Origin of the sequence: Burkholderia territorii (assembly GCF_902833055.1) — a bacterium.
In the GTDB taxonomy this organism is placed as follows: Bacteria; Pseudomonadota; Gammaproteobacteria; order Burkholderiales; family Burkholderiaceae; genus Burkholderia; species Burkholderia territorii.
In genome coordinates, this window is record NZ_CADFEJ010000017.1 from 36,244 (window position 1) to 48,878 (window position 12,635).

General features: G+C 67.4%; 13 protein-coding genes. 7 read left to right on the forward strand and 6 right to left on the reverse strand.

What is annotated here, in order from left to right:
- Positions 1–7: 7 nt before the first annotated feature.
- From prmC to HW466_RS24100, 4 genes are all read left to right on the forward strand, one after another.
- Positions 8–850 (forward strand): peptide chain release factor N(5)-glutamine methyltransferase, encoded by an 843-nt coding sequence (gene prmC / locus HW466_RS24085; RefSeq protein WP_059449761.1) that lies wholly within the window; start codon positions 8–10, stop codon positions 848–850.
- Positions 851–917: 67 nt separating this feature from the next.
- Positions 918–1,229 carry a Grx4 family monothiol glutaredoxin gene (grxD, locus tag HW466_RS24090; protein ID WP_011883132.1) on the forward strand — a complete coding sequence of 104 codons (312 nt, stop codon included), beginning with the start codon at positions 918–920 and terminating at the stop codon, positions 1,227–1,229.
- A 24-nt stretch (positions 1,230–1,253) separates the two neighbouring features.
- Positions 1,254–1,850: a UbiX family flavin prenyltransferase gene (locus HW466_RS24095; RefSeq protein WP_059504692.1), complete on the forward strand. Its 597-nt coding sequence runs from the start codon at positions 1,254–1,256 to the stop codon at positions 1,848–1,850.
- A gap of 217 nt (positions 1,851–2,067) precedes the next feature.
- Positions 2,068–2,859: a DODA-type extradiol aromatic ring-opening family dioxygenase gene (locus HW466_RS24100; RefSeq protein ID WP_151005103.1), complete on the forward strand. Its 792-nt coding sequence runs from the start codon at positions 2,068–2,070 to the stop codon at positions 2,857–2,859.
- Between the two features lie 105 nt (positions 2,860–2,964).
- Here HW466_RS24100 and HW466_RS24105 read toward each other — a convergent pair whose 3' ends face one another.
- Positions 2,965–4,563, reverse strand: coding sequence for an APC family permease (locus HW466_RS24105; protein WP_059799561.1), 1,599 nt, complete (start codon positions 4,561–4,563; stop codon positions 2,965–2,967).
- Positions 4,564–4,983: 420 nt separating this feature from the next.
- Between HW466_RS24105 and HW466_RS24115 the strand changes: the two genes are divergently transcribed.
- The gene (locus tag HW466_RS24115) at positions 4,984–5,187 is read left to right on the forward strand and encodes a cold-shock protein (protein WP_006477070.1); all 204 of its coding nucleotides are present in this window, start codon (positions 4,984–4,986) and stop codon (positions 5,185–5,187) included.
- Positions 5,188–5,289: 102 nt separating this feature from the next.
- Here the strand turns inward: HW466_RS24115 and HW466_RS24120 are convergent, their stop codons facing one another.
- The 3 genes from HW466_RS24120 to HW466_RS24130 all read right to left on the reverse strand — a co-directional run bounded on the left by HW466_RS24120 (position 5,290) and on the right by HW466_RS24130 (position 8,840).
- Positions 5,290–6,540 (reverse strand): Hsp70 family protein, encoded by a 1,251-nt coding sequence (locus HW466_RS24120; RefSeq protein WP_059449765.1) that lies wholly within the window; start codon positions 6,538–6,540, stop codon positions 5,290–5,292.
- Positions 6,541–6,793: 253 nt separating this feature from the next.
- Positions 6,794–7,399 carry a nitroreductase family protein gene (locus HW466_RS24125; protein WP_059449766.1) on the reverse strand — a complete coding sequence of 202 codons (606 nt, stop codon included), beginning with the start codon at positions 7,397–7,399 and terminating at the stop codon, positions 6,794–6,796.
- A gap of 157 nt (positions 7,400–7,556) precedes the next feature.
- The gene (locus HW466_RS24130) at positions 7,557–8,840 is read right to left on the reverse strand and encodes an MFS transporter (protein WP_059449767.1); all 1,284 of its coding nucleotides are present in this window, start codon (positions 8,838–8,840) and stop codon (positions 7,557–7,559) included.
- Between the two features lie 217 nt (positions 8,841–9,057).
- Here HW466_RS24130 and HW466_RS24135 point away from each other — a divergent pair, with 217 nt between their 5' ends.
- Together HW466_RS24135 and HW466_RS24140 are read left to right on the forward strand one after the other, a co-directional pair.
- Positions 9,058–9,681 carry a TetR/AcrR family transcriptional regulator gene (locus HW466_RS24135; protein ID WP_059504687.1) on the forward strand — a complete coding sequence of 208 codons (624 nt, stop codon included), beginning with the start codon at positions 9,058–9,060 and terminating at the stop codon, positions 9,679–9,681.
- 82 nt (positions 9,682–9,763) lie between these two features.
- A complete protein-coding gene (locus HW466_RS24140) occupies positions 9,764–10,336 on the forward strand; it encodes a DUF1415 domain-containing protein (RefSeq protein ID WP_059449769.1) in 573 nt (190 codons plus the stop codon).
- Positions 10,337–10,408: 72 nt separating this feature from the next.
- Here the strand turns inward: HW466_RS24140 and HW466_RS24145 are convergent, their stop codons facing one another.
- Together HW466_RS24145 and HW466_RS24150 are read right to left on the reverse strand one after the other, a co-directional pair.
- Positions 10,409–11,299: a class I SAM-dependent methyltransferase gene (locus HW466_RS24145; RefSeq protein ID WP_059449770.1), complete on the reverse strand. Its 891-nt coding sequence runs from the start codon at positions 11,297–11,299 to the stop codon at positions 10,409–10,411.
- Positions 11,300–11,388: 89 nt separating this feature from the next.
- Positions 11,389–12,522, reverse strand: a complete 1,134-nt coding sequence (locus tag HW466_RS24150; protein ID WP_174905646.1) for a methyltransferase — start codon at positions 12,520–12,522, stop codon at positions 11,389–11,391.
- Positions 12,523–12,635 lie beyond the last annotated feature (113 nt).

Consider the following 12,635-nt stretch of genomic DNA (forward strand, 5'->3'; position numbering starts at 1 on the left):
GGCCGCGATGCCCGACACCACCGCCGACGAACTGCTGCGCGCGTCGCCGCTCGACCCGGTCGATGCGCGCGTGCTGCTCGCACACGCGCTCGGCTGGACCCGCACGCAGCTGATCACGCGCGGCGACGCGCCGCTCGAGCCGGCCGCGATCGCGCGCTACCGCGCGCTCGAAGCGCGCCGCGCGGCCGGCGAGCCGGTCGCGCAACTCGTCGGGATGCGCGAGTTCTTCGGCCGGCCGTTCGACGTGACGCCCGACGTGCTGATCCCGCGCCCGGAAACCGAACTGCTCGTCGAAGCCGCGCTCGACGCGATCGACGGGCGGCCGCATCCGGCCGTGCTCGATCTGGGCACCGGCAGCGGCGCGATCGCCGTGTCGATCGCCGCCGAACGGCCCGATGCACGCGTATGGGCGCTCGACCGTTCTCCGGCCGCGCTCGAGGTCGCGCAGCGCAACGCGAACAAGCTGCTCGACGCGCGCCGCCCCGGCGGCCCGCTGCACTGGCTGCAGAGCGACTGGTACGCCGCGCTCGATCCGGCGCTCGCGTTCGACACGATCGTCAGCAACCCGCCGTACATCGCGCAGCACGATCCGCACCTCGCGCAGGGCGACCTGCGGTTCGAGCCGCGCGGCGCGCTCACCGACGATGCCGACGGCCTCAGCGCGATCCGCACGATCGTCGCCGGCGCCGGCGCCTACCTGAAACCCGGCGGCACGCTATGGATCGAGCATGGCTACGACCAGGCCGAAGCGGTGCGCGCATTGCTCGTGTCGCGCGGCTTCATCGCGGTCGAATCGCTCGCCGATCTGGCCGCGATCGAACGCACGACGGGCGGCCGCCGGCCCGGCTGATGGCCGGCTCGCCCGGTTGAAATCCGCTATCATTTCGTTCTAACGCCCCGCAAACGCAAGGTCAGTCATGGACACCCAACAACGAATCAAGCAAATCGTCGACGAAAACCAGGTCGTGCTCTTCATGAAGGGCAACGCGCAATTCCCGATGTGCGGCTTCTCGGGCCGCGCCGTGCAGGTGCTGAAGGCCTGCGGCGTCGACCAGTTCAAGACGGTCAACGTGCTCGAGGATGACGAAATCCGCCAGGGCATCAAGGAATTCTCGAACTGGCCGACCATCCCGCAGCTGTACGTGAAAGGCGAATTCATCGGCGGCTCGGACATCATGATGGAGATGTACCAGTCCGGCGAACTGCAGCAGCTGTTCGCCGCCGCTTAAGGCGCGACACCCGCCCTCTTTCCGATGGCATCTCCCAGCGCGCCGCCACGCCGGCTGATCGTCGCGATCACCGGCGCCACCGGCGCGATCTACGGCGTGCGGCTGCTCGAAATGCTGCGCGCCGCCGGCGGCGTCGAAACGCACCTGCTGGTTTCGAACGCCGGCTGGCTCAATATCCAGCATGAACTGAAGCTGCCCAAGGCGGAGGTCGAAAGCCGGGCGGATGTCGTGCATTCGGTGCGCGATGTCGGCGCGACCATCGCGTCCGGTTCGTTCGCGACCGACGGAATGGTAATCGCGCCCTGCTCGATGAAGACGCTCGCGAGCGTCGCGCACGGGCTGTCCGACAACCTGATCACGCGCGCGGCCGACGTCACGCTGAAGGAACGCCGCCGCCTCGTGCTGATGGTGCGCGAAACGCCGTTCAACCTCGCGCATCTGCGCAACATGACCGCCGTGACCGAAATGGGCGGCATCGTGTTTCCCCCGCTGCCGGCGTTCTACGCGATGCCGAAAACGATCGAGGAGCTCGTCGATCAGACCGTCACGCGCGTGCTGGATCTGTTCGCACTCAGTGCACCGATGACGACGCCCTGGGCCGGCATCCGGCCGACCGCGTAATCTTCTGACACGGCGCTTCGGCGCCGTTTTTCATGCATCTTCGCCGATTCGGCCATCTTCCGGCTCGATCCCGCATTCCCGCGCCCCTGCTCGCCACACAGGCCCGAGCCCGGCTCCATTATCAACATGTGCGATTCAATCAAATTCCGCAAAGTCGATTTATCAATACCCAGTGCGCGTCTATAGTCACAGGCAAATCCCTTTGCAGGCTCCCACCATGAACCGCTTGCCCTCGCTTTACCTGTCCCACGGCGCGCCGACGCTGCCGATCGATCCGACACTGCCGTCCGGCGCGTTCACGCACCTCGGCGCCGAATTGCCGCGCCCGCGCGCGGTGCTGATGCTGTCCGCGCACTGGGGCACGCAGCAGCCGGTCGCGAGCGTGGCCGCGCACCCTGAAACGATTCACGACTTCTACGGCTTTCCGCGCGCGCTGTACGAGATCCGGTACCCGGCGCCGGGCGCGCCCGAGGTCGCCGAACGGGCGGCCGCGCTGCTGAACGCGGCCGGCATCGCCACCGCGACGACCGACCATGGCCTCGACCACGGCGCGTGGGTGCCGATGCTGCTGATGTTCCCGGAAGCCGACGTGCCCGTCGCTCAGTTGTCGATTCAGCCGCGCGCGGATGCCGCCCATCACTTCGCGCTCGGCCGCGCGCTGCGGCCGCTGCGCGACGAAGGCGTGATGGTGATCGGCTCGGGCCAGATCACGCACAACCTGCGCGCGGCCGATTTCAGCGCGGCGCCGGAGGATGCGGACCCGCGCGTCGCGGAATTCACCGATTGGTTCGAGGCAAAGCTCGCCGCGCGCGATGTCGACGCGCTGCTCGACTATCGCCGGCAAGCGCCGCACGCGGCGCTGATGCATCCGACCGACGAACACTTGCTGCCGGTGTTCACGGCACTCGGCGCGGCCGACGACGATTACCAGCTCGGCATCCAGTCGCTCGGCACGTATCAACGCGTGCTCGCGATGACGAACTACGTGTTCGCGAGCGCAACTGCCTGAAGCCGCCGCCACAGCGACGAGGCAAACAAAAAGCCCGCCCGAGCAATGCTCGAGCGGGCTTTTTCACGCTTTGCGCCATCGCCGATTCCGGTGGCGAATCAGCCGTCAGGCACCGATCCCTTCGAGGATCTCGTCGTGCGACTCGCGCTCGTCGAGATACTGGGTCCGGTAGCCGGTGTTCACACCCCAGAAGTAGAACACCAGCGAAATGGCCGCGACGATCAGCATGTCCCAGCCGTACGGCAGCACGCCGTAACCGCCGAATTCCTTGCTGCCGATCAGCGACAGCACGGCCATCGTCGGCAGGTACGCGACCAGCCACCATGCGGCCTTCAGGTCGGCACCCCAGCCGGTCCAGCCCGACTTCGACTGGAAGTAGAAATACACGGGCAGCGCGACGATCATCAGCAGGATGATTTCGCCCGTCAGCGGCCACTTTGCCCAGTACAGGATCAGCGACGCGCAGACGAACGCGAACGGTGCGATCAGCTTCATCAGCGGGATCGACAGCGGACGCTCGATGTCGGTCGCCGCGCGGCGCAGCGCCATCAGGCTGATCGGGCCGGTCAGGTACGAGATCACCGTCGCGACCGAGATCACTGCCGCGAGCGAGCTCCAGCCGCGGAAGAAGAACAGGAAGATGAACGACACGAGCAGGTTGAACCACATCGCCTGACGCGGCACGCCGTAGATCGGGTGCACGTTGCCGAACATCTTCGGCATCGTGTTGTTGCGCTCCATCGCGTAGATCATGCGGGTGGTCGTCGCCATGTAGGTCGTACCGGTGCCGCTCGGGCTGATGAACGCGTCGACGTACAGCAGGATCGCAAGCCAGTTCAGGTTCAGCGCGATCGCGAGTTCCGCGAACGGCGACGAGAAGTTGAAGTGCGCCCAGCCCTTCGCGACGTCGGCCGGGTTCACCGAGCCGATGTACGCCATCTGCAGCAGCACGTAGATCACGAGTGCGAGCAGGATCGACGAGATCACGGCGAACGGCACGCTGCGCGACGGATTGCGCGCTTCACCGGCCAGGTTCACCGGGCTCTGGAAGCCGTTGAACGCGAACACGATGCCGCTCGTCGCAACCGCGGTCAGCACGGCCGACCAGCCGTACGGCGCGAAGCTCGCATTCGATGCGGTGCCGAGGTTTTCCGAATGGAAGCTCGACAGCATCAGGCCGAGGATCGTGAGGCCGGGGATCAGGAACTTGAAGATCGTGATCGCGGTGTTCGCGCGCGCGAAGGCCTTGACGCCCCAGTAGTTCAGCATGAAGTAGATGACGACCAGCACGGCCGACAGCAGCAGGCCCGGTGTCGTCAACTCGCCGTTCACGAACAATGCGTGCGCCCACGGATACGGCCACGTGCTCATGTACTGGATCGATGCTTCCGCCTCGATCGGAATCACCGATACGATCGCGATCCAGTTCGCCCACGCGCTGATGAAGCCCACCAGCGAACCATGCGAATAACGCGCGTAGCGGACCATGCCGCCCGACTCGGGGAACATCGCGCCCAGTTCGGCATACGTCAGTGCAATCGCGAGAATCACGACCGCGCCGATGATCCATGCGCAAATCGCCGCCGGACCGGCAATCTTCGCAGCCTTCCACGCGCCGAACAGCCAGCCCGAGCCGATAATCGAACCCAGCCCCGTCAGCATCAATGCAAACGGGCCGATGTTCCGTTGAATAGAACTCTTCACATCCTCTCCTATGTCTCAAAAAGCATGGTCGGCCCGCTGCCCGGGATCGGCTCGGACAACACCGCGCATGCCATTTTGGGGGGATGGATCACCCGATCGGGGCAACCCTTCCACGCGGCGCGTAGTTTAACGGTTGCACCTCGAAGTTGGCGCCAAAATCGTTCGTCCCCTACAAAAAATTCGCGTCGTTTGCAAGGTTTGTAAACCTTAACTCCGCAATAACCCTGAGTGCATGGAAATACGGTTGACCGCGCGACCGATTAGCCGTATAAACAACGTTGCAGGATTTCAAGCGGCGAGTGAATTGGTTCTTTCGTAGTTCGCCCATCAACGGTACTCCGGTTGGTCCCATTACCCCCTTCCTTGATTTTCCGCACCCATGGGCTTCGGCCCCGTTTTATCTTTTTAGGAACAAGTAACATGGCAACCGGTACCGTCAAGTGGTTCAATGACGCAAAGGGCTTCGGCTTCATCACCCCGGAAGGCGGCGGCGACGATCTGTTCGCGCACTTCTCGGAAATCCGCGTCGAAGGCTTCAAGACGCTGCAAGAAAACCAGAAGGTTGAATTCGAAGTGAAGACGGGCCCGAAGGGTCTGCAAGCTGCGAACATCCGTCCGGTCTAAGCTCGGCGCGATATTTCGTGTAAAAAAGCCCCGCTTCGGCGGGGCTTTTTGTTTTCCGGCGCCGGCAGCGTTGCGACCGCCGCCGATCGGAATGGCCGTCGCTCAGCCGAACAGCCGCTGCGCGTGAATGCCCAGGCCGGTCGCGACGCTCGCGAGGCGATCGCCGAATACCGGCTGCGCGTCCGGGAATGCACCGGCGAGCGCACCCGACAGGAACGCGAGCCCGGTCGAGCCGCCGGTGAAATACAGCGCGCCGACGTCGCGCGGCGCGACGCCCGCAAGCCGCACCGTTTCGCGCGCGGCATCGACGATGCGCGCGGTGTCGTCGACGCTCGCGTCGACGAGACGCTCGGCGTCGAACGCGATCTGCAGATCCTCTTCCACGTCGTTCAGGTCGATCATCGTCTCGCCGCCCGCCGCCACGCCGATCTTCGCTTCTTCCGCGCGCGCCATCAGCGCATGCCCGAGCCGTCGCTCGACCACGCGCGTGAGCCGGTCGTGCTGTCGCACGTCCTGGTACAGGTGCTTCATCAGTTTCAGCTCGCCCAGCCGCTTCGGCGTGTAGACCGTGTTGATCAGGTGCCAGGTCGCCAGGTCGAAATAGATGCGGTTCGGCAGTTCGCGCCCCTCGGGATCGAGCGCGCGGTAGCCGAACGCGGGCAGGATCGCCGCCAGCTCGACACGGCGGTCGTAGTCGGTGCCCGCGACGTGAACGCCGTGGTGCGCGAGCACGTCGTCCTTGCGTTCGAGGCGCGCCATCCGCTCCGGCCCGACGCGCACCAGCGAGAAGTCCGACGTGCCGCCGCCGATGTCGGCCACCAGCACGAGCCGCTCGGCCTGCTGGCGCGACTCGTAGTCGAACGCGGCCGCGATCGGTTCGTACTGGAAGTGCACGTCCGTGAAACCGACCGACTGCGCGGCCGCTTCGAGCTGGTTCTGCGCGAGGCGGTCGGCGCGCGGATCGTCGTCGACGAAGAACACCGGCCGGCCAAGCACCGCGCGCCCGATCGGCGCGCCGGCGCACGCCTCGGCCTTGCGCTTCAGGTGCGTCAGGAAGCGCGCGATGATCTCCGTGTACGCCATTGCGCTGCCGTCGCCGAGATCGGTCGTGGTCTCCGCGAGCGGCGAGCCGAGGATGCTCTTCATCGAGCGCATCAGGCGGCCGTCGAAACCGTCGATATAGGACGCGAGCGCCGCCCGGCCAAATTCGACCGTCTGCTCGTCGTTGTTGAAGAAGATCGCGGTGGGCAACGTCAGGTGGTCGCCCTCGACGGGCGCGAGGCGCATGCCTGCGCCGTCGGGCAATGCCACGGCGGAATTGGACGTGCCGAAATCGATCGCGCAGTAAGTCATGGGAAGGTGCCGCAACATGGCCGGCGCGAAAACGGAAAGGACGGGCTTTTTAACATGAAGCCCGCCGGATCACAACCGGCTCGGCCACCGGGGCCGCGCAACCGGCCCGGGGCCGCGATCAAGCCGGCCCGCGGCGCACCGGCAGCGCGTGCATGCGGGCCGTTCGACACGTCGATGCCGTCGGCTTTCGCGCTTGCGACGCCCGTGCGGCCGGCTGCGGACAACGTACGGCGAAGTGCTGCCGGCTCCGAAATCAGGCTGCCGCGTCGAAACCCTTCTTCCATGCGCCCGCATAGACGACTTCGCCGATCGCATGACGCGTGCGGGGCGCCTTTTCGCGATCGCGCAGCACCGGATCGAGCTTGTCGACGTTGCCGTAGTGGCCGAGCGAGATGATCGCCGGGATCGCGACGTCGGCCGGAATCTCGAAGGCGTCGCGGAACGCCTTCGCGTCGAAGCCGCTCATCTGGTGTGCGGCGAGACCGAGCGCGTGCGCCTGCAGCACCAGCGACATCGCGGCCGCGCCCGCGTCGTACAGCGCGGTCGGCGCCGGCTCGCCCTTCGGCGTGAGCGTGTGCGCGGTCACGGCGATCAGCACCGGTGCCGGCGCGTTCCAGCCCTGGTTAAAGGGCACGAGCGTCGCGAATGCGCGCTTGAACGCGGCTTCGTCGCGCGTGCGGTCGAACACGATGAAGCGCCACGGTTGCGCGTTGTACGCAGACGGCGCCCAGCGCGCGGCTTCGAGCACCGCGTGCAGATCGGCGCCGCTGATCGGCTCGTCCGAATACGCGCGCGGGCTCCAGCGGCCCGCGATCAGGTCGTGAATCGAAACAGTGGTGGGAGCAGGTTTGACGGACATGCGGTTCCTCGCTGACATCGATGAAGGGGCGCGAACGCCCCGCGAACCGCAAGCATAACCGCTCGAGAAGACACGCGCCCGATGATCCCGCGCAATGCAAATCACCGATCCTGCATTGACCGGCCGCCCCACGCACGGACGGCCGGCAATGCCGCGCTCAGGCGGCCTGCGCGGCCGCGCGGGACGGGCCGCGATTGATCCGCAGCACGATCAGCGCGCCGACGATGCAAAGCCCGCCCGAGATCATCGACGCGACCGTATACGTGCCGAGGCTCGCACGCAGCAGCCCGGCGCCAAGCGCCGCGAACGCCGCGCCGAGCTGGTGGCCGGCGACGATCCAGCCGAACACGACAGGCGCCGCGGCCTTGCCGAACACGTCGGTGGCGAGGCGCACCGTCGGCGGCACGGTCGCGATCCAGTCGAGCCCGTAGAACATCGCGAACAGCGGCAGCCCGAAGAAATCGATGCCGAATGCATGCGGCAGATAGATCAGCGACAACCCGCGCAGCCCGTAGTACCAGAACAGCAGCACGCGGTTGTCGTAGCGGTCCGACAGCCAGCCCGACAGCGTCGTGCCGAACAGGTCGAACACGCCCATCGCGGCGAGCAGCGACGCGCCCTGCACTTCGGTCATCCCGTAGTCGCTGCACATCGCGATCAGGTGCGTGCCGACATAGCCGTTGGTGCTCGCGCCGCAGATGAAGAAGCTGAAGAACAGGAGCCAGAAGTCACGCGAGCGGCTCGCCGTCAGCAGGGTGCGGAACGCGACCGCGAGCGGGTTGTCCTTCGTTGCGTCGGGCGCGGCCGGCGCGTCGGCCGGCTCGCCGTACGGGCGCAGCTTCACGTCGGCCGGCCGCTCCGGCAGCAGGAATGCGACCAGCGGAATCACGATCGCGGCGGCCACCGCGACCACCAGCACGACCGGCCGCCATCCGTGACGCTGGGCGATCGCGGCGAGCATCGGCAGGAACACGAGCTGGCCGGTGGCCGTGCTCGCGGTCAGGATGCCCATCACGAGACCGCGCCGCGCGTGGAACCAGCGCGTGACGAATGTGGCGGACAGCGTCAGCGCGACGACGCCGGTCGAGCAGCCGACCATCAGGCCCCAGATCACGACCATCTGCCAGCTCTGCGTCATCATCGACGACAGCGCGACACCCGCGCTCATGGTCACCAGCGCGGTCAGGATCGTCGGCCGCAGCCCGAAGCGCTGCATCGCCGCGGCCGCGAACGGCCCCGTCAGCCCGTACAGCGCGATGTTCACCGAAATCGCCAGCGAAATCGCCGCGCGGCTCCAGCCGAGTTCGCGCTCGAGCGGCACCATCAGCACGCTCGGCGTCGCGCGCGTGCCGGCCGCCGCCAGCAGGATCAGGAAAACCACCGCCGCCGCGAGCCATCCGTAGTGGAACCGCCCGCCGATTCGTGTCACCGCCCAGTTCATGTCGTCGCTCTCCAGTTGGCGGGCCGGCGCCCGCGCGCCCGCCCCGCCTTGCTACCAGGCCACCTCCGCCGCACGCTGCATCGGCTGACCCGGGCCGATACCTGGCATTCGTCTGTCGATCCGGCCGGTATTGTTACCGATCGGTCACAAGTGTGTTGCGATCGTAGTTACCAGTCGGTAACATGTCAAGCAATTCACCACGCAGTCGAGGGTCATCATGTCGGGCATCGAGGCCGCCAACAAGGCACCGGCACGCCGCACGCGCCAGCCGATCGCCGCGGCCGTCGCGCAGGAGCACCTGCTGCGCGCCGCCGAGGAGCTGTTTTACAGGGAAGGCGTGCGCGCGGTCGGCGTCGAGGCGGTCGTGGAACGCGCGGGCGTCAACAAGATGAGTTTGTACCGCCAGTTTGCGTCGAAGGACGAACTCATCCTCGCGTATCTCGAACGGATGGATGCATGTTTCTTCGAACGCTTCGATTCGAGCGTCGCGAAGCATCCGGGCCAGCCGAAGGCGCAGTTGATCCAGTATTTCGTCGATCTGGCGGAGCGCGCGACACAGAAGGACTATCGCGGCTGCCCGTTCGTCAACGTCGCGGCCGAATTCCCCGATGCGTCGCATCCGGCGCGCGAGCGCGTCGCGCAGAACAAGGAACAGCTGATGAAGCGGCTCGTCGCGCTGTGCGAGGGCGCAGGCGCCCGGCAGCCGAAAGCGCTCGCCGATGCGCTCGCGCTCGTGATCGAGGGCATTTACGCGGCCAGCCAGACCTACCGGCACGGCGAAACGCCGATCGGCACCGCTCCCGCGCTGGTCACGCAGCTGATCGAGGCCGCCTGCGCGTGACGGGCGGCGCGCGCCCGAAGCCGGCGTGCCCGCTCCCGCTACAATGCGGCCCTCGCTGCCGCTTTGCCCGACCGCCCTTGCCATGACCGATACCCGCCCCGACTCGCACGACGACATCCTCGCCGCCACGCGGCACTGGCTCGCACGCGCGGTGATCGGGCTCAATCTGTGCCCGTTCGCGAAGAGCGTCTACGTGAAGGAGCAGGTGCGCTATGCGATCAGCGAAGCGACGACGCTCGAGGACGCACTCGCCGACCTCGAAACCGAGCTGCGCGCACTCGAAGCAGCCGATCCGCAACAGGTCGACACGACGCTCGTGATCTATCCGCGCGTGTTCGCGGATTTCGTCGACTACAACGACGCGCTGTTCTTCGCCGACCGGCTCGTGCAGCAACTGCGGCTCGACGGCGTGCTGCAGATCGCGAGCTTCCATCCCGCGTACCGGTTCGAAGGCAGCGAAGCCGACGACATCGAGAACTACACGAACCGCGCGCCGTATCCGATCCTGCACCTGCTGCGCGAGGACAGCATCGCGCGCGCGGTCGACGCGTTCCCGGACGCGTCCGCGATCTACGAGAAAAATCAGGAAACGCTGCGCCGCCTCGGCCACGACGGCTGGCGTGAATGGATGCGACGGCCGGGCGACGACGTCTGACGCATCGCGCGACGGCCGTTCGGCGCGCGGCAAACGGGCGACGCGAGGCCGCGCGCGGCGCGTCGGCCTGCGTCAGTCCGCGGCCGGCTCGGCGGCCTCGTCCGACGTCGCCGCGGGCATCGGCGTGAAGAAGCGCGCGTTCAGTTCGGCGAGCCCGAACATGCCGAGGATCTCGTTCAGCCGCTCGCCGGGCTTGCGGCGCGGCAGGTTCTTGTACTGCGCGATGATCAGCTCGTTCTTCATCGAATGCTCCCAGCCGACCAGCTCCGTCACGCTGACCTGATAGCCGTGCGCCTCGAGCTGCAGGCAGCGCAGCACGTTGGTGATCTGGCTGCCGAATTCGCGCGTATGCAGTGGATGCCGCCACACTTCCGTCAGCGCGTTCGCGAGCGACTTGCCCTTGTTCTTGCGCAGCACGCCCGCGACTTCCGCCTGGCAGCACGGCACCAGCACGATGTGCTGCGCGCGCTTCGCGAGCGCGAAACGGATCGCGTCGTCGGTGGCCGTGTCGCACGCATGCAGCGCGGTGACGACGTCGACCGTTTCGGGCAGCTTCGGCGACGTGATCGAATCGGCGACCGACAGGTTCAGGAACGACATGCCGCCGAACCCGAGTCGCGCGGCGAGCTCGGTGGAACGCGTGACGAGCTCCTCGCGCGTCTCGATCCCGTACACGTGCGACGCGAACGCCGGCGTGCCGTGCCCCGGCTGCTGCTTGAAGAACAGGTCGTACAGGATGAAGCCGAGATACGACTTGCCGGCGCCGTGATCGACGAGCGTCACGCCGCCCTTGTCGGCCTGCACGCTCGCGAGCAGCGGCTCGATGAACTGGAACAGGTGATAGACCTGCTTCAGCTTGCGGCGGCTGTCCTGGTTCAGCTTGCCGTCGCGGGTGAGGATGTGCAGTTCCTTCAGCAGCTCGACGGACTGCTCCGGACGGATTTCGTAGGTCTTGTTCGACATCGTGAAGCGGCGCCGGGCCGCGGTCGGTCGACCACGGCCCGGCGGCGGGAATTCGTGAGGAATGGCGACAGTTTACCGAAAATGCGCGATCAGGCTCGCGCGCCGAGCCGCCAGAGCGACGTGACCTCGGCGCGCCGGGCCGCGTGCAGCGGGTCGTCGGCGTCGGCCGACTTCGGGTGCGCGGGGCGGATGTCCTCGCGGCCGAGCACGACGAGACCGGCTTCGTCGATCCATTGCAGCAGCGTGTCGCGCGGCCGCAGGCCGAGATGCTCGGCGAAATCGGACAGGATCAGCCAGCCTTCGCCACCCGGTTCGAGATGGTCGGCCAGCCCCGCGAGGAAACCGCGCAGCATGCGGCTGTCGGGGTCGTAGACCGCATATTCGATCGGCGCGCTCGGACGGGCCGGCACCCACGGCGGGTTGCAGACGACGAGCGGCGCACGGCCGGCCGGGAAGAGGTCGGCTTCGACGATGTCGACGCGCGCGGCATGACCGAGCCGCGCGATGTTCTCGCGCGCGCAGGCGAGCGCACGCGGATCCTGGTCGGTCGCGGCGATCCGCTCGACGCCGCGCGATGCGAGCACGGCCGCGAGCACGCCGGTGCCCGTGCCGATGTCGAATGCGAGCGACGTCGCGGGCAGCGGCGTGCGCGCGACGAGTTCGACGTATTCGCCGCGCACGGGCGAGAACACGCCGTAATGCGGATGGATCGGCGCGCCGCCGAGTGCCGGAATCGGCACGCCCTTCTTGCGCCATTCGTGCGCGCCGACGAGGCCGAGCAACTCGCGCAGCGACACGACCGACGGCGCGCCGCCCGGCCCGTACGCTTCCTCGCACGCGGCGCGCACGTCGGGCGCGCGGCGCAGCGGGATCGTGTAGTCGGCATCGAGCGGAATCAGCAGCATGCCGAGCGTGCGGGCGCGCTGCGACTGCGCGAGCCGGTGCAGGTTGAATGCGTCGACGCCCGCCGCGGCCTTCGCCTTCTTCGGCTTGCGTTCGACGCGGCGCGCCATCGCCTGCACGAGCTGGCGCGCGTTCTGGAAGTCGCCCTGCCAGACGAGCGCGGTGCCCTCGCACGCGAGGCGGTACGCGGCGTCGGCGGTGAGGCGGTCGTCGGCGGGCACGGCGCGCCGGGGCGGCTGCACGCCGGCTTCGGAGCGCCAGCGCACGGCATGTTCGGCGCCGTCGGCGTCGGTCCAGTGGAAAACGGGGAAATCGGTCACGCGAGCTCGGCTACGGTTGGCTTCAGACAGGCGGCGCCAGGGAAGCGCGCCGCGCGGACCACACCATACCGCGCTTTGCCCGCAAGGCAAAGCGCGCGGCCGCCCGCGCCTCG

Coding starts and splice junctions, on each gene's coding strand:
- prmC (WP_059449761.1), top strand. CDS start 8: ATGCCCGACACCACCGCCGACGAACTGCTGCGCGCGTCGCCGCTCGAC.
- grxD (WP_011883132.1), top strand. CDS start 918: ATGGACACCCAACAACGAATCAAGCAAATCGTCGACGAAAACCAGGTC.
- HW466_RS24095 (WP_059504692.1), top strand. CDS start 1,254: ATGGCATCTCCCAGCGCGCCGCCACGCCGGCTGATCGTCGCGATCACC.
- HW466_RS24100 (WP_151005103.1), top strand. CDS start 2,068: ATGAACCGCTTGCCCTCGCTTTACCTGTCCCACGGCGCGCCGACGCTG.
- HW466_RS24115 (WP_006477070.1), top strand. CDS start 4,984: ATGGCAACCGGTACCGTCAAGTGGTTCAATGACGCAAAGGGCTTCGGC.
- HW466_RS24120 (WP_059449765.1), bottom strand. CDS start 6,540: ATGACTTACTGCGCGATCGATTTCGGCACGTCCAATTCCGCCGTGGCA.
- HW466_RS24125 (WP_059449766.1), bottom strand. CDS start 7,399: ATGTCCGTCAAACCTGCTCCCACCACTGTTTCGATTCACGACCTGATC.
- HW466_RS24130 (WP_059449767.1), bottom strand. CDS start 8,840: ATGAACTGGGCGGTGACACGAATCGGCGGGCGGTTCCACTACGGATGG.
- HW466_RS24135 (WP_059504687.1), top strand. CDS start 9,058: ATGTCGGGCATCGAGGCCGCCAACAAGGCACCGGCACGCCGCACGCGC.
- HW466_RS24140 (WP_059449769.1), top strand. CDS start 9,764: ATGACCGATACCCGCCCCGACTCGCACGACGACATCCTCGCCGCCACG.
- HW466_RS24145 (WP_059449770.1), bottom strand. CDS start 11,299: ATGTCGAACAAGACCTACGAAATCCGTCCGGAGCAGTCCGTCGAGCTG.